11 protein-coding genes and 1 pseudogene are annotated in these 16,211 nt (G+C 58.5%); 5 read left to right on the top strand and 7 right to left on the bottom strand.

What is annotated here, in order from left to right; all coding sequences use genetic code 11:
• Positions 1-93: 93 nt before the first annotated feature.
• Positions 94-1,809 (top strand): ShlB/FhaC/HecB family hemolysin secretion/activation protein, encoded by a 1,716-nt coding sequence (locus ACH196_RS10110; RefSeq protein ID WP_396646757.1) that lies wholly within the window; start codon positions 94-96, stop codon positions 1,807-1,809.
• 36 nt (positions 1,810-1,845) lie between these two features.
• Here ACH196_RS10110 and ampH (ACH196_RS10105) read toward each other — a convergent pair whose 3' ends face one another.
• Genes ampH (ACH196_RS10105) through ACH196_RS10095 form a run of 3 tightly spaced genes read right to left on the bottom strand, consistent with a single transcriptional unit; the run spans position 1,846 to position 5,425 of the window.
• Positions 1,846-3,000 carry a D-alanyl-D-alanine-carboxypeptidase/endopeptidase AmpH gene (gene ampH / locus ACH196_RS10105; protein WP_396646756.1) on the bottom strand — a complete coding sequence of 385 codons (1,155 nt, stop codon included), beginning with the start codon at positions 2,998-3,000 and terminating at the stop codon, positions 1,846-1,848.
• 40 nt (positions 3,001-3,040) lie between these two features.
• Positions 3,041-4,189 (bottom strand): D-alanyl-D-alanine-carboxypeptidase/endopeptidase AmpH, encoded by a 1,149-nt coding sequence (gene ampH / locus ACH196_RS10100; RefSeq protein ID WP_396646755.1) that lies wholly within the window; start codon positions 4,187-4,189, stop codon positions 3,041-3,043.
• A gap of 60 nt (positions 4,190-4,249) precedes the next feature.
• Complete coding sequence (locus ACH196_RS10095) at positions 4,250-5,425, bottom strand: M23 family metallopeptidase (RefSeq protein WP_396646754.1); 1,176 nt, start codon at positions 5,423-5,425, stop codon at positions 4,250-4,252.
• A gap of 784 nt (positions 5,426-6,209) precedes the next feature.
• Between ACH196_RS10095 and ACH196_RS10090 the strand changes: the two genes are divergently transcribed.
• A complete protein-coding gene (locus ACH196_RS10090) occupies positions 6,210-7,811 on the top strand; it encodes a glycosyltransferase (RefSeq protein ID WP_396646753.1) in 1,602 nt (533 codons plus the stop codon).
• A 32-nt stretch (positions 7,812-7,843) separates the two neighbouring features.
• Here ACH196_RS10090 and ACH196_RS10085 read toward each other — a convergent pair.
• From ACH196_RS10085 to rfbA, 4 genes and pseudogenes are all read right to left on the bottom strand, one after another.
• Positions 7,844-8,063: pseudogene (locus ACH196_RS10085) on the bottom strand (transposase); the annotation flags it as partial.
• Positions 8,064-8,086: 23 nt separating this feature from the next.
• On the bottom strand, positions 8,087-9,184 hold the full coding sequence (locus ACH196_RS10080; protein WP_396646752.1) for a glycosyltransferase family 4 protein: 1,098 nt from the start codon (positions 9,182-9,184) through the stop codon (positions 8,087-8,089).
• Positions 9,185-9,200: 16 nt separating this feature from the next.
• A complete protein-coding gene (locus tag ACH196_RS10075) occupies positions 9,201-12,587 on the bottom strand; it encodes a glycosyltransferase family 2 protein (RefSeq protein WP_396646751.1) in 3,387 nt (1,128 codons plus the stop codon).
• A 57-nt stretch (positions 12,588-12,644) separates the two neighbouring features.
• A complete protein-coding gene (gene rfbA, locus ACH196_RS10070) occupies positions 12,645-13,514 on the bottom strand; it encodes a glucose-1-phosphate thymidylyltransferase RfbA (RefSeq protein WP_396646750.1) in 870 nt (289 codons plus the stop codon).
• A 129-nt stretch (positions 13,515-13,643) separates the two neighbouring features.
• Here rfbA and rfbC point away from each other — a divergent pair, with 129 nt between their 5' ends.
• Genes rfbC through rfbD form a run of 3 tightly spaced genes read left to right on the top strand, consistent with a single transcriptional unit; the run spans position 13,644 to position 16,206 of the window.
• The gene (rfbC, locus tag ACH196_RS10065) at positions 13,644-14,249 is read left to right on the top strand and encodes a dTDP-4-dehydrorhamnose 3,5-epimerase (protein WP_396646749.1); all 606 of its coding nucleotides are present in this window, start codon (positions 13,644-13,646) and stop codon (positions 14,247-14,249) included.
• A complete protein-coding gene (rfbB, locus tag ACH196_RS10060) occupies positions 14,249-15,325 on the top strand; it encodes a dTDP-glucose 4,6-dehydratase (RefSeq protein WP_396646791.1) in 1,077 nt (358 codons plus the stop codon). Before rfbC ends, rfbB begins: the two co-directional genes overlap by 1 nt.
• Positions 15,322-16,206 (top strand): dTDP-4-dehydrorhamnose reductase, encoded by an 885-nt coding sequence (gene rfbD / locus ACH196_RS10055; protein WP_396646790.1) that lies wholly within the window; start codon positions 15,322-15,324, stop codon positions 16,204-16,206. Before rfbB ends, rfbD begins: the two co-directional genes overlap by 4 nt.
• Positions 16,207-16,211 lie beyond the last annotated feature (5 nt).

The raw sequence follows: 16,211 nt of genomic DNA, 5'->3' as shown, positions 1-16,211 counted from the left end.
CTGCCCTAGAGTGAGGGACCCCGATTGAGTTTGCCGCACTCCGATATAACCTACCGCTGATTTCTGAACACGCCAGCTCTGCGAGTTCGCTTGATGCCGATGACGAAGGGGCAGTCCTCTTGGGCCGACTTGATGCGGCGCATATTGCTGGTTCTTGCGATTTTAGGATGCACGATCGGTTCAAGCCTTGCCCAGACGATCCCCGAGCAAGTCGACTCCGTGATTTCGGATCAGAACCAGATCATCCGTCGCTATACGGCGCCAAGAAAGCCCGGCACGGTTGACCTTTCAGTGTCGGACTTGCGCGAGGCGGCGCCGCTGGAACAAGCCAAACGACGGGTCTTCACCTTGAGGTCGGTGACCGTCCGTGGCGCCGTGACGGTGCCTGTTTCCAAGCTTCAGCGGGCATGGGCCAAGGACTTGAACACCAGGATAAGTCTGGCCGACCTCTACGCCATCGCCGAGCGTATCGACGAGATATACAAGCGGGCGGGATATTTCTCATGGGCTGTCGTTCCCGAGCAGGACGTTTCGTCGGGCAACGTCGTCATCGTCCTCTACGAATCCTATGTGCGGCGCGTCATCATCAACAGTGACATTCCCGACATCGAGCGGCGGCTGAAGCCGTATATCGACCGGATCGTCGCCATGCGGCCGATCCGCATCAAGGAAGTCGAGCGTGTCCTCCTGCTGATGAGCGATCTCGCCGGCCTCACCATCGAAGGCACGGTCATTCGCCCCAAGACCCCTTCTGCCGGAGGCGACCTGAAGCTCGACATCGGCTTCAAGCGCGCCGGCGCGAATGGAATAATCGACAACTTTGGCAGCGATGCCGTCGGCCCGTATGAACTGACCGGCACAGGCACTCTCAACGACACGTTCAGGCTGTTCGATGCGGCAAACATCGTTGCAATGACCATTCCGGACAGTCCCGACGAGTTGAAGTTCGTTCTCGGTTCGCAGGACATCCCGTTGGGTTATGACGGCCTGCATGTGGGATACAATTTTGGATATGTTTCGTCCCAGCCGGGCGCGGACCTCGCGCCTCTCGACCTGGACATAACCTCGACGTTCGGCTCGGCCTATGCCCAGTATCCGCTGCTGCGGACAATCGACCATAGCGTGTTTGGCCGCCTGGAACTGAACTTGAAGGACAACGCGCTTGATGCCGGTGGCGAGAGGCAGACGGCCGAGGACCTCCGGTGGCTGGCTGCGTCGCTTCGATATACTGGCGAGTTGGAGAACGGCGCTGTCACGTTGACGGGCACCTTCGGGCAGGGTCTCGACGGCCTTGGCGCCAGCAGCAGATCCGACCCCCTCGCACCCCGCCTTGGTGTTCCGGACGACTACAGATATTTCCGCGCCGACCTCGATCTCAGCAAGGAGATCGCTTCACTGGCGGTCGCTCGTCTTCGCGTGGCCGCCCAATATGCGCCGACTGCGCTTCCTTCGTCGGTGCAGCTCGTGCTTGGCGGCGATCCCTATGGACTGGCTTTCGATGGCTCCGCGGCTTCCGGCGACAGCGGGATAGCAGCCTCGCTCGAATTGGGGCGCGACATCGAACTCCCGGAAGATTTGCCCATCTCGAATCTGAACATGTTTGCGTTTGTGGACTACGGTTCGATCTGGAACCACGATACCGGCGTGGACTACACCGAGGCTGAGCTCGGATCTGCCGGCCTTGGCGCAAGAGCCGTGTTCGGCGAACACCTAAACGCAAGAGCGCTTGTTGCGATACCATTCAGGGACAGCCAGGACCTGACTGACACCGGCACACGATTCCTGTTCCAGCTCGTCAGTGCGTACTGAGTCGCATGGCGAGCTGTCTCGCGCAAAAATGCGGATTCATCTTGGCGCGAGAGCGGCGACCAGATCATTCGCTGCCGCTACCATTCCGTTGAATCCGGCAACGCTGAACTGGTTGATCGAAACGAACACACCGACGCCGCGCGTCGGCGCCATTACCACATAGCTGAACTGCCCCTGCAGGCCGCCGGTCTTGTTGAGCATCAAGGGCTTGTCCTTGTCGGGCAGCACGCCGACCCAGCCAAGCGTCATCATTCCCATCGGCCCCGCATCGTCGATGCCGCTGACCGGCGAGAGGCCGTCGCGCCATAGCCAGCCGGCGTGGTCGATCGTGCGCTCGGCGTCGCCGGCCGCATCCTTGCCGAGATGCCAGGCCATGAACTTCATCATGTCGGCGGCGGAGGAGTAGAGCCCACCCGCGCATCCGATGGTTTCCGGCGAGGGCGCCAGCGGCATCGGCGTGCCGTCGAAGAAATGGCCCTGCATGGTGCGAGCAGCATCGCCCTCCGCCAGGTTGAGCCTCGTATCCGTCAGGCCACGCGGCTTGAGCACCCGCTCGGCCAGCAGATCGCCATAAGCCTTGCCCCCGGCATTGGAGAGCGCAAGACCAAGCAGGTCGTAGCCCCAATTCGAATAGAAGGCGCCGGTGCCCGGGGGAAACAGATAAGGATCGGCTTTCGCAAACTCGGCGCGGCTGAGCTCGAATGTGTTGCCTGCGAAGGGATTTTCCGCCGTGCCCCCGGTCTGGTTAGGCACCTCGCGGGGCAGGCCGGAGGCCTGCGTCACCAGATCGACGAGCCGGAGCGTCCGCCCCTCGCGCTCCGGCACGGTCCAGCCCTGGCCGAGATGCTTGGCGAGAGGATCGGCAGCGCCGACGGTCCCGTCCACAATCATCGAACCCATCAGGTCGCCGCAGAAGGTCTTGGAGATAGAAGCGATCCGCATCAGCGTGTGTTCGTCAGGCGTCTGCCCCGATCCCTTTCGGATCTCGCCGAAGCCGGCGAAAGCGGTCTCGCCGTCGCGAACCGCGGCGATGACGAGACCCGGAGCGCCGGAGCCCAGGAAGGCTATGCCGCCGGCGAAACCGACGGCTTCCTCAAGAAGACGATCCTCTGCGGCGGCCACATGAGGCGTCGCAATGGCGCAAGCGGCCATCAAGGAAAAGAGGAGCCGCCTGCAGTATTGACCTGTCATTGGAATATCCCTGAATCTGGTTTCGGAAGCTTAGGTGCTGTTAGCGGGGCGCAAGCTGATAGATCAACTCGTTTGCCGCATGGACCATTGCTTCAAAGCCCGAGGCGCTGAACTGGTTGATCGCTACGAAGACACCCACCCCCCGTGTCGGCGCGATGGCGACATAGGTGAACATGCCTTGCCGCCCGCCGGATTTGTGGAGCACCAGGGGACGGTTGCCGTCAGCCTCGACGACGACCCAGCCGAGGCCCATCGCATCCATCGGCGCACCGCCGTCGTCGAGGCCCAGCACCGGCGAGAGCCCGTCGCGCCGGACCAGGCTGGCATGGTCGATGAGGCGACGCGCATCATCCTCGGCGCCGCCTTGCGCCAAATGCCAACTGATCCACCTCAGCATGTCGTTGGGCGTCGTGTAGAGTCCCGAGGCACATTCCATCGTCACCGGAGTCGGCACGAAGGGAAGCGGTGCGCCGTCGAAGTTGTGGCCCTGCATCAACCGGCTTTCGTCACCCGGCCTCGGATTGAAGACCGTGTCCTTCATGCCCCGCGGCCGCAACACGCGCTCCTCCAGCACGGCGGCGTAGGGCTTGCCGGCCGCTCCGCCTATCGCCAGCCCGAGGAGGTCGAAGCCGAGGTTCGAATAGAGCGCGCCAGTTCCCGGAGGAAAAAGAAACGGCGAATCCTTCATCGCCGCGATCATCGCCTGCTGGGTATGACCGGCATAGGGATCGTTGGGTGTTCCACCGGCCTGCGCCATCTCGCGCGGCAGGCCCGAGGTCTGCGTCGCGAGGTCGATGATACGCAGGGTTCGTCCGTCTTTCTCAGAGACAACGAACCCGTCGGGCAGATGCCTCTGGATCGGGTCCGCCAGACCGATTTCTCCCTTCACCAGCAGGCTGGCGAGAACGTCTCCGCAAAAGGCCTTGGAGATGGATGCGACCCGCATCATCGTGTCGGCGTTCGGCGCGACGCCGGACCCGCGAGCGGTTTCGCCGAAACCGGCGAACGCGGTCTCTCCGTTGCGGACGGCGGCGATCACGAGACCCGGCGCGCCCGAACTGATGAAAGCGAACGTACCGGTGAATTCGACCGATTCATCAAGCAGCGGGTCGGCGGCTCCAGGGCTTGCGAAGACAAGGGCGGCAGCGGCCAGGAAAAGGCGCAAAGATATCGTGCGGGTTGTGGTCATCGGCATCGACCTCGGCATCTGGAAATCAAAGCGGGCTGTCCGTCGCCCTTTGCAAGGCGGTCATTGTGGCCAGTCCACGACCGAGAGATCAAGTGGCAGGACGTTTTCAAGTTTCTGCGGCGGCACGCGTCGGGTTAGCGTAAGGGACGAGCCGGTCGCCTCCGCCTTGTCGAAATCTTCGGTGCCGGCCTCGTCTACCGCCGCGATGGCGAAGCTGTCGAAGACGTAAGGCAGGCCGTTCGAAGCGAGCGGAGAAGCACTATCCATGACATGCAGGTGCAGATGTGGCGCCTGGCTGTTGCCGGTGTTGCCGACCTCACCCAGTTGATCCCCGCGCCGCACCTTGTCGCCGAGCTTAACCTTCACGCTGCCTGGCCGCATGTGGGCGTAGTTGACAAACAGGCCGGAACCGATGTCGAGAACGACGAAATTGCCATCCGCCTCGTCGAGCGGCAGGTTTGCGGGCAACGCTCCCGGCACCTGGTCCTGTAGGTCATTGCGAGTCCCAACCACCGTGCCGTCCGCAACCGCGAGGATCGGCTTGCCGTAGATGTGGTAGTTCGCCGGCACCTTGAGGTCGCCCGCGACCAGGGTGTTTTTTTCGTCGATCTGCTCCCAATCAACGGCGAAGCGCTGGGCGAGATAAAATTTGCCATCGAGCGGCAGCAGCGCGCGGACATGACGGATGGAATCGCAGCAGCCGTCAGCCGCGACATAGCCGTTGCCGCGCAAAGGCGGTCCGAGCACGACGGGTGGTGTGGACGTAACAGGACTCTCGCCGACCGTCAGGGTCATGTCCGCATCGATGACTGCGAAATGCGCAGTGATCTCGTGAGTGATCCGAGCAGGAACAGTCGCGCCCTCCGCCAGGGTGACATGCAGGAAGATTACCGCAAACTGATAGGCTGTCAGTTCGCGCGTTTCGTTGCTGCGGTTCGCACCCGGCGTGACACGTTTGGCCAAGTCGTCCGGACCAAGCTCGGCAAGCGTCGTTCCGCTGTCAGGATCAATGACCTTGAGCTTCTCGAAACGAACGTCCCCGCCGGTGACGTTGTTCACCGCCAGTTCGTAGACCAGGTGACGCGCGCCGTCCGAGCCAGGAACCATGTGTGGGGAAGCGATGATCTCCGCGACGAGAGGAGTGAGCTTGGGATCGGCGCTGCCGGCGAGCGCATTGAACGAGAACCCCGTCGGCAGGATAAGGAGGGCCAAAAGAATCCAGATTGGAACCCGCATCTCAAATGCCCCCGCATCCACTTGCGTTGTGAAGCGAGAGGCTACGACAAGGTGGGTCGGGAGCCAAGGTGCTTCGCGTACCAGGATGTATCGCAAAATAGAGCAGGCCACCTCATCCCCCGGCTTTTAGGGTTCTGGTGCTGATGGCGATCATGAACGTCTCCGCCAACTGGAGGCAGACCATCCGGGGTCTGTACTGACGCAAGTTCGCTCGAAGAGCAGGCCCAAACATCGTGCTGGAGGGCGAGGCCAGCGTGTCACTCCCTTCATTGCTTCGCGAACCAGGTCCAGTGGAATCCCGGCCAAAGGCATCGATTGACGGCGACCGGCGAAAGCTTCGCAACGATGCCGGTTGGGCGCCCCACTTTGGCTCCTGCATGTACCTTTTCCCTATCTCGCCAGCGGCACTTCCTCCGGTTCTGCGAAGGCGTATTCGCGCCTTCCCGTCCTCGTTATTTTAGGGGAGATTGAGCACATGCTGAGTCGTCCCGAACCACATTGCCCGAGTGTCTATTTTGCACTCGCTCCCACAGAATCCGACGGGCACCGGTTAAAGGGACTTGCTCGGTCCGATCATCTGCGTCCACTTACGCTAGAACTCTGGTCATTCGGTCGGCTGGTTTCCTACTGCAACGTCCTGAGCGATGGCACATGGGACGTTCCAATTACGTCGGAATCGCATGCGGCCGTTCATGCATGGCTTCGGACCGGCGATGACCAAGTGTATTGCGGCACAGTCAACGCCGTTCCGCTTTACGTCGAAAATCGCTCGCTTCAATGCGATGTGATCAAGCGTGACGGCTATGTCACCAATTGCATTGAACTCGATGTGAAATGCCCAATCGACTATCAGATATATATAAATGGCCGACCAGCACAGGACGCAATCGACTTCCTGCCTACACCTTTTTCGCATGTTCACCGAGGTCGCATTAAGACCCGAGAATCGCTTCTTGTCCTCGAAGTCTTGGCCCACGATGGCGCCTTTATCCGTTTGCCTCTTTGGCGCTGGAGATCGCCCGGATTCGAACTATTCCGCGAGGCGCTCCGATCACAAAAGCACTGCGACATCAGCCTTAGTTCCGGAGACACCATTCGTAATGCAGTGCCCATCCAGATAACGGTGGAAGATGATGGATGGCGCTGCCATGCACGCTCTGGTCAAAACAGTGTTCCGATCGAAATAGATGACGCTGACATATTAAACATCGAGATACGCTCAGATACATATGCTCCTACTGAAGGAGATAAAAAGCGAAAAGCTTCCGTCAGAAATTCCAGGACTTTCTTCAAGGACGCACCGGCGGCGTTCCGTCAGCCGATTGCCGTTACGTCCTTGAGCGACAAGCGAGCAAATTACTCACGCACCAAGTATCGAATTTTATTGCTACGGCCTCGTCCGCTACCCACTGACGAAATCTATGTGACAGCCCCCCTTGCTCAATTGTGTTCATCGGGACTGTGTGAGCTCGTTGTAGCGGATACCACTTTGCAACCTCCAGACGCCGGTCTTTTTCACGATACGGATATGGTGATTGTTGTACGATACATTTCCGCAATCTGGATGGACGAACTGGTTAAGTGCAAGGGTCACGCAGAAATCGTTTATCTATTTGATGATGACATTCCAGCCGCCGTGGATACCATCGAGTTGCCGGCCACATATAGGCGCCGTTTGATTGATGTAACTTCTTGTGATTTTCAGTACATGTTTTATATTTCCGATATGGTAATCGTTTCATCGCCGATCTTGGCAAAACGTTACAATACGGCAAAGACGCATTTACTCGAACCACCTTCGATACGTCAGAGTGAATCACTTAACCACCATTTGGACGGCAGCACACTGCGCATAGGGTATCATGGGTCGAGTACTCACTATCGCGATCTGGAATTCCTCATTCCTATGATAAGAAAATTCAGTGAAGCAAACCCCGGCGTCGAGTTTGATTTATTCGGTCATAAAGCAATCCGGCAAATGGCGCGTGGGCTTGATCGTGTAAATGTAATGGACCCTCTGCCATGGGATGAATATAAGGAATTTGCCAAAAATCGGCCCTGCCATATAATGGTGGCTCCGTTGCTTGACAATGCCTATAATAGAGGAAAGTCCCGGGTAAAGTTTTGTGACGCAAGCTCGCTGGGAGCCGCCGGAATCTTTACCAACGCCCAAATGTATCGAGGGATAGTTGATCATGGAATTGATGGCTTGCTGGTGGGCAACACCGAAGATGAGTGGTTGAGCGCTCTACAGTCGCTAGCCACCGATCCAGATCGTACATATAGAATTGCATCGGCCTGCCGCATTACGAACCAGGTAAAATGTTCCCTATCTAAAGCGACCAGGTTTTGGGCAGAGCTACTGAATATAAGTATGCGTTTCTAGCAGGGAGGTGCACCTCTTCACATGTGCGGGCTAATGGCGCTGCGGGCCTCTGGCAGCGACGAGAACAGCGTATTGTCGAGGCACTCGTCCCTGAGGCAACCGTTGAAGCTCTCCACGAAGGCATTATGCATCGTCTTTCCGGGGCGATGTAACGCCATTCGATGCCTGCTGGCGCCACCGCAAGGCCGCCATCGAGGTCATTTCCGTGCCGTCGTCGGAGCCGATCTCGGCGGGCCGGCCGCGCCAGAAGATGACATGGCGGGCAATTGACGTGGTCAAGCGTTTTGCCAGCACATTTCCTGGAACAAGCGGAGTTCAGAAAGTGCGGCCTTTCGGATCGAAAAATTCGCCGCTGTCTCCAATGCCGCCTGCTGCATCGTTCGCCGCTCACGATCCGGCAGGTCCAGAAACATTTCAATCGCCTTGAGAATGTCGCGGTCGCTTCTGGTATCCACAACAAGGGCGTTCCTGCCATGGACAGCGTATTCGTCGGTCCCGCCTAGCGCCGGAACGAGGGGGATACACCCGGAAGCCATCGCTTCAAGTCCCGTTCGGCCGAAGGCTTGGAAGTCGGACAAATCGAGGAACAGGTCACACGCCCGCATGAATGCGGGCACCTCGGTGCGCTTCAGGCGTCCACGATTTAAAATCCCATCCGATGTCGCGATGCCTGCAGATTCAAGCTCCTCACTGCTGGAACCGAATACCTGAAACATAATCTTCTGCGGCACGGTATCACGCAAGATTTGAAGTATCCTTGCGGTCCTTTGTGGCGCGCGCCTAGCCGTCCTCACCCTCAACATGGCGCCGACACATATGTAGTCTTTCTCCAGTGACAAATCGGGATAGTAGATACCGTGATCGATCGACGGGGTAACCTTCCTCACCTTGATTCCATGGTTTAGATAAACGATATCGCAAAGCCACTTCGTCTTGGCAAAAAACGTTGCATCCTTCAGTGCACCATACGATGCGTGGGCAATACGCCAGCCCTCGCTCTCGGGATGGTAGAAAAGAGGCTCATAGTCCTGAACATAATAGGCTAGCTTCAAGGCCGCCCGCTCTTGCGGCGACAGCGTTTCAAGGGCGGTCGAGACCTCCGTTACGGACACATTGGTCGTCGCAATTGCAACATCGCAATCCTTCATCAACTCCGCCAGCGCTTTAGGCGAGTCATAAGAGCGTAGTGCGACAGCCTTTCCCATGAGCTCGGGATAGTTGTCTATGAATGAGCCCCAGTTCTTGGCATCGACTGCTACGACACATCTTACGCCCAGCTCCGAAAGCCCAAGGGCTTCCTGCACGACGGAGTTGGCTCCGCCGCTTGACCCTTTTACAGGCAACACAAAAATAACCGAGGGTACTTTCGCCACGGGTCGCGATCTCAATTCAGGTGTTCGTATTCGCCGCTCGATAGATCTCTCGCAGGGCCTTCCTGATTCCGATCAGGGAGCTGAGTTCGGCAAGGCTCTGCTGAAGGTCGACGAGATTCACATCCGCGTGCTTGCTGGCCAACGCCTTGCTGCCCTGCTTCGTTAGAACGGACCGGCGCTTTTCGCCAAAACTCGCTGACTTCTGATGGTATATGTACACATGGTCGGCGAGAACGAGCTTATGACCTGACTTGGCCATCCTTATGCATAAATCCGTCTCCTCCCCATACCCCATGGGAAAGGAGTTGCCATCCAGATATCCGACTTCTTCGAGGGCATCCCGCCGGATAAGGGTGCAAAATCCATTCAGGAGCGGGACATAGGGGAACGCCTTCTCGGAGAGCCTGCGGACATTGTCGGCTACGTCCTCAATCAAAATACCGGAAGGAAGAGGATTCGTGCTCCATCCACCCTTGGCGTCCCTGACATCGGGAACAGATTGCCACGATGCGGCGTTGGAGAGCGGCCCGATCATCACCGCGTCCGGGCGAGCGAGTGCAGCCTCCAGCAACCCATCGAGCCAGCCCCTGGTGACGATCGTGTCGCTATTCAGCAGGACGATCCATTTGGATCGCGCCTCGCTCATTCCTCTGTTCGCGGCGTTTGTGTAGCCTGTGTTCCGGTCGTTCTCGACAAGCTTGATCCACGGCACATCGGCAACGAAGTGGCGTAAACGTTCGCGATTCAGCTCTGTCGACCCGTCATCGACCAGCGTCACCAATACCGGACGATCGGTCGCATAACCAATTGATGAAATGCAATCCAGTGTTTCATCAATCGCGTTGAAGACCGGTATGACAATCTCGGTTGTCTCGGCGGCATGGCTCTGATCCCAACTCCATTTGACCGGAGTTTTGGCGGGAGAGGTTATCGACAAAGGTACAGATGCCCTTTCTTGGCTCGCCCAAGAGGCTAACCCGGCAGTGCGATTAAGCTGCGCGGCAATATTCGAGTCTTCCAGGGCGTAGTATCTGCTCGACGCGTATTCGGCATCCGGTCGAACGATGCGCGTTCCCAATCGGACAGAAAACAGCGCAACATCAACATTATCCGTCCAAACAAAATGCAGATGGTATTCCTTGTCGGGGTTATCGAGATTCAAGCGAGATTGCCGGCACAACGCCGCAACGTCGTCCGGTTTTAAGATCAGCTCAAAATGTCGCCCTGTCCGCGTAACTGTGACCCGGCGTTTGATCACAAAAAGTCGGCGGTCCTTATAGGAGCGAACTCCATCGCGGTTCTCGTAGCTGCGCTCAATGACGCCTATATGATCGATTTCGTATTTGACTTCTGCCGCGTTATTCTCAAACCCGAGAGCAGAGGCACTTTGCGCATAAAATGCTAAATTAAGCGATCTTGATATCGAGAGCCGATATTTGTCTAGCTTCGTTTCCAGCCGGGCGTAGCCTTCCTTGAGTTGACCGAAAATGGCGACGCCATAGGCGAGAGGGCCTCGTTCAGGCAGGGTGACGTCTCTCAGATTTCCCTGGCAAAGCGCAACGGTTAAGGCGGAACTGGGGGATTTGCAGCGAAAGGTCCAGCCGTCCGCGATCTCGGAGGCGCGAGATGATGCTGCGCGTTTATATGGGCCGACCCAATTGCTGAAATCTCCGTTCGTCACTGCGTTGAGGTCGGTTTCCTCGGAACTGTCGGCTTCGAGGTGCTGGCGGGAACCGGCCACAAAGCCGGGCTCGCCTGCGGCTATCTGCGCTATGTCGATCCAACCGGCGGCCGGCGAAATGGCTTCGATGACCAATCTCACCCGATGAGTGTCCGAAGAAAGGGGGAGTCCGATGCGCATGGTCTGCACCGACCAAGCGCGCTGTAGCGGAACAGACTTGAACTGAGATTCTTCGACGACCATTCCAGCGCCCACCAGCGCTACCCGAAGGCCGGCACTGGTGGCTTCGGAAGAACGCCCCTTCAAGACCACGGCAAGCGCACTCTCATCCGGGTCGACTGTGAGTTCCTGCGCAAAGCGAACGGAGGCAGGCTCAGCCGTTTCGTTTGCCATTCGCGCGAAATCAAATCCCGGGCAACGTGCTTTGAAAAGCGCGACCCCGGCGTCCAGATGAACATTCCAGTCGTCTGGGACGGTTCCGGTCCAATGCACCAAACTGCCGTTCGTCACCAGATCTTCGCCTCGAAGCAAATTGACCCGCCGCGGCGAGTCGGTGATTTGAGTTGCTTCGTCGGAATAACGCACTTCCAGTTCGATCGGGCGCCTTGGATCCTCAACGATATGGGATAACGGCACCGACAACTTGTCACCACCACGCGCCTGCGCAGTGCTTATCGAACACTGCAATTTGCCATCGACAAAAATAAAAAAACTGTCCTGCTCTTGCGGCCGATATGCGAAAGAGATTGACGCATGTGCCTCACCACGATCGGCTCTTTCAATTTCAAGGCGAGCACATTGAGACAATATGTTCGCAGGCACATCCTTGAGTAACTCTCTTGATCGCGCGTTGATTATTTTGGCGCCGGATGAGATCAACGATGACGGCTTAACTGAAGACAGGTCGAAGTAGTATTCATATTGCTGAGCCGCCCCGATAGAACTTGCCCTGCGGACCTCTGGGTTGATCGTTTTGTCACCCGCCACCAGCATGAGGGGCGGCACGGGGCCATCGGGTCTGGTTGTCTCACGCCCGATACAAAGCAGCTTCCCGTCACGCCAGCCCTGTACCTCGAGCTCGACGCGTGGCCGGTCGACCGACGCAAGCACTATGGCAGGAGAGACCAAACAGGGGATGGCGCCCGAACCAGACGCATAGACCGCCACCGTGTGCTCACGGTCATCGTATAAATCACTGGGGAATTCGAAACCAAAACCGTGCTTGGCTGCTTCGGCCGGTCCGCCAGCGGGAGGATCGGTGGCGGCAATTTCAAAACGAAACGCCCCGTCGATATGCACGGACACGCTTATCGATCTGTCGCGATTGTCGTTGTCGAGCACCCATCCGCGAACACCATCCGCATTTATTTGGGTGACCGAACCAAATATGTTCGCTTCTCTGTCGCCGACACGCAAATCATCGAACTTGAATGAGCCGGAATATATAGTATTTCCTGCCCCGGAAATGGATACATTAACGTTATGTTCCTGCCCATCGAAGAATGATAGCGACGGGACAACTGAATAACCACAATAGCCGTCACTTCCGTGACGACCAACCATCGCTGGCCGGAACTCCTTCGCAAGAACTGGAGGAAGTTTTTGATCGTCGATTGCTATTGTTATGGACGCGCGGCTCAGAGCCGCGCTTGGGTCCAATGCCCAACCGCGCAACTGGTGCGTCACCTTCTTATTGATGTCCCCGTATTTTATGGTTTTCATCGGTGGCAGCCCCGGAAACGGATGTTGTCTTTTTCCTCAAGTCCGGCTGTCGTCGAACTACTCTGTAGATGCAATCTGAGACAGATAGGCCCCGTACTCGCTTGTTCCGTACTTCAACCCGAGGGCGTGCAGGTCCTCGCGAGAAATCCAGCCATTGCGATAGGCAATCTCTTCCAGGCACGCTATCCTTAAGCCCTGACGCCGCTCAAGAGCCCTGACGAAGGTCGCGGCCTCCAGCAGGCTGTCCATCGTGCCGGTATCGAGCCAGGCGAACCCGCGGCCAATTTTCTCGACATGAAGATCGCCCCGCACGAGATACGCTCGGTTGAGGTCGGTGATCTCAAGCTCACCACGCGCCGAAGGCTTTAGCCTGGCCGCGATTTCCGGTGCATCGCCATCGTAGAAATACAGGCCGGTCACCGCCCATTCCGACCGCGGAACATGCGGTTTCTCCTCTATCGAGAGAACGCGGCCCTCGGCGTCGAACTCGACCACCCCATAGTGCTGCGGATCTCTCACCTGATATCCAAAGATGGTCGCTCCGCGCTGACGTCCGCTGGCTTTAACGAGAAGATCAACCAAACCGTGCCCGTGGAAGATGTTGTCGCCAAGGATGAGGGCAGAAGGCTCGCCATTTATGAAAGGGGCGCCGATCAGGTAGGCCTGCGCCAAGCCGCCCGGTTCGGGCTGCACGGCATAGCTAATCCTAAGACCGAGTTGCCCGCCATCGCCTAGCAAACGCTGGAATTGTGGAAGATCGTGAGGTGTCGAGATGACGAGGATGTCGCGGATGCCGGCCAGCATGAGAATGCTGATCGGATAGTAGATCATCGGCTTGTCGAAGACTGGCAGGAGTTGCTTCGACGTCGCCTTGGTGACCGGGTACAGGCGTGTGCCTCTCCCTCCCGCCAGTATGATCCCCTTCACTTCGCGTCCTCGGCATGGCGGTGGATTTTTGGCCGTCTTCCAATTTCGCATACAGGTTATCGCCCGGATTTCCAAGCGATCCGACTGCCCGAATTTCCGTGGCAAAACATTTCGGCTACTGGACTTTTTGTGGCAGGGAATGCGATTCTGTCAACATATCTGAGAACGCATCGGACCGGGGGAATGGAGTTCTTTCAACACGCTATCCAAGGCGTCGTCGAAGTCCTGCCTAAGAGGCTCGGCGACTCCCGCGGCTACTTCGCCGAGACCTTCAAGCGGTCCGCTTTCGAAGCGGCCGGCGTCCCGGCGGAGTTCGTGCAGGAAAACCAGGCGCGCTCCAAAAAAGCGGGAACCGTGCGCGGCCTTCACTTTCAGCTTGAGCCGATGGCGCAGGCGAAACTTGTCAGCGTTGTCGCCGGCTCGGTTTTCGACGTGGCTGTCGATATCAGACGCGGCTCTCCAACGTTTGGGCGTCATGTCTCGATCGTGCTCAGCGCTGAGCGCGGCAACCAGCTATTCGTGCCTGTCGGCTTCGCACACGGCTACTGCACACTCGAGGATGACACCATCATCCAATACAAGGTGTCGAAGCCGTACGCGCCGGAATACGACCGGGAAATCTTCTGGGCGGATCCGGCACTGGGCATCAACTGGCCGTGCCGGCCCGAAGATACATCGCTCTCCGCAAGGGACTCGGCGGCACCGAGGCTGGCGGAAGCGAAGGACTTGTTTTGATGCCCCCCCGCTTTGCGAATGCAACGATCCTGGTCGTGGGTGGCGCAGGCTTCATCGGGACGGCAGTTATCCGACATCTGCTGGCTGACTCCGCGGCCCGTGTCGTTAACGTGGACGCCCTGACTTATGCTGCGAACCTAACCTCGCTTCCCGGGGCGACAGAGCACATCCGTTATGCGTTCGAGAGGGTCGACATCCGCGACAGCGCGGCATTGCGCAGCGTCTTTGAGCGTCACAGGCCAACGGCCGTCATGAACCTCGCGGCGGAGAGCCACGTGGACCGCTCGATCGACGGTCCCGGCGCCTTCATCGAGACCAATGTCGTGGGCACGTACACCCTGCTGCAGGAGGCACTGCGCCATTGGCGCAGCCTGTCGTCATCCGAGCGCTCGACATTTCGGCTTCATCATATCTCGACGGATGAGGTTTTTGGATCGCTTGGTCCGGAGGGTCGCTTCGACGAGACGTCCTCCTATCGACCGAACTCCCCCTATTCTGCATCGAAAGCCGCTTCGGACCACCTCGTCCGAGCATGGCGCGAGACATACGGGCTGCCGACGATTGTTACCAATTGCTCGAACAATTATGGTCCCTATCATTTTCCTGAGAAGCTCATTCCGCTGATGATCCTGCGTGGGCTGACGGGGCAGGAGCTGCCGGTCTACGGCAACGGCGCAAACGTCAGGGACTGGCTGTTTGTCGAGGACCATGCTCGCGCTCTCAGCCTTGTACTGGAGCGCGGCGAGCCGGGCGCAACCTACAACATCGGCGGCGACAGCGAGCGGACCAACCTTGCGGTTGTCGAAACGATCTGCGAATTGCTGGATGACTATGCGCCGTCTCTGGGTTTTGCCCGTAGGGAACTGGTCCGCTTCGTCGCGGACCGGCCAGGCCATGACCAGCGATATGCAATAGACGCTTCCAAAATCAAGCGGGAACTCGGCTGGCGGCCCCAGGAGACTTTCGAGAGCGGAGTCGCCAAGACCGTGCGCTGGTATCTTGCTAACCGAGATTGGTGGGCGCCCTTGATCGCAAACGAGGAACGCAGCGCGCTCGCGCGGCGCGGACTCGGGTGAACATCCTTATTACCGGCAGTACCGGGCAAGTGGGGCATGAACTTGTCACGGTGCGCTGGCCCGAAGACGTCGTTGTCGTCGCGCCCGCCCGTGGAGAACTCGACCTATGCGATGCCGTAGCAGTCGGCAGGCTGATTGCGGACAACGCGGTTTCCGCGGTCATCAATGCCGCTGCCTATACTGCGGTTGACAAGGCGGAGAAAGACGTCGCGGCGGCCTTCGCGGCGAATGCGCTCATTCCGGCCGCACTCGCGCAAGCGACGTGTTTGGCTGGCATCCCGCTCATCCAGATTTCGACCGACTACGTGTTCGATGGAAATGCGATTGGGGCCTACGAGGTCGACGCGCCGCTCAATCCGCTTGGTGTCTACGGCGCGAGCAAGGCCGCGGGCGAATGGGCCGTCAGGCTTGGCAATCCGCGCTCGGCGGTCGTCCGCACGAGTTGGGTCGTGAGCGCCCGCCGCTCGAATTTCGTTCGGACAATGCTTCGCCTCGCCGTTGAGCGCGACGTTGTAAGGGTGGTCCATGATCAGCGCGGCTCTCCAACGTTCGCCGCCGACCTGGCTGAGGCGCTGTCAGTAATCGCGATGCGCATGATCGCGGACCGCCATGCTCCGACTGGCGTCTTCCATTTCACCAACGAAGGCCCGACCACCTGGCACGATTTTGCGGCGGCCATCTTTGCCGCGTGCCGGGAGGCTGGCTATCCCGTCCCAAAACTCGAGGCGATCGGGTCGGCCGATTATCCGACGCCGGCGCGCCGGCCGGCCAATTCGATACTCTCCACGGCGCGGATCGAGCGCGACTACGGGCTGAAACCTGCACCCTGGCGTGAACGGCTGCCGATTCTGGTGCGAGACATTCTCGCCAACGGCCTCTGAGAAAG

The organism is Mesorhizobium sp. IMUNJ 23232 (assembly GCF_044326205.1).
Taxonomy (GTDB): Bacteria; Pseudomonadota; Alphaproteobacteria; order Rhizobiales; family Rhizobiaceae; genus Kumtagia.
This window is presented reverse-complemented; position numbering and strand designations above follow the sequence as displayed.

What these genes read in the sequence shown, in the direction of transcription:
- ACH196_RS10110 (WP_396646757.1), top strand. Translation starts at nt 94, where the DNA reads ATGCCGATGACGAAGGGGCAGTCCTCTTGGGCCGACTTGATGCGGCGC.
- ampH (WP_396646756.1), bottom strand. Translation starts at nt 3,000, where the DNA reads ATGACAGGTCAATACTGCAGGCGGCTCCTCTTTTCCTTGATGGCCGCT.
- ampH (WP_396646755.1), bottom strand. Translation starts at nt 4,189, where the DNA reads ATGACCACAACCCGCACGATATCTTTGCGCCTTTTCCTGGCCGCTGCC.
- ACH196_RS10095 (WP_396646754.1), bottom strand. Translation starts at nt 5,425, where the DNA reads ATGCGGGTTCCAATCTGGATTCTTTTGGCCCTCCTTATCCTGCCGACG.
- ACH196_RS10075 (WP_396646751.1), bottom strand. Translation starts at nt 12,587, where the DNA reads ATGAAAACCATAAAATACGGGGACATCAATAAGAAGGTGACGCACCAG.
- rfbB (WP_396646791.1), top strand. Translation starts at nt 14,249, where the DNA reads ATGCCCCCCCGCTTTGCGAATGCAACGATCCTGGTCGTGGGTGGCGCA.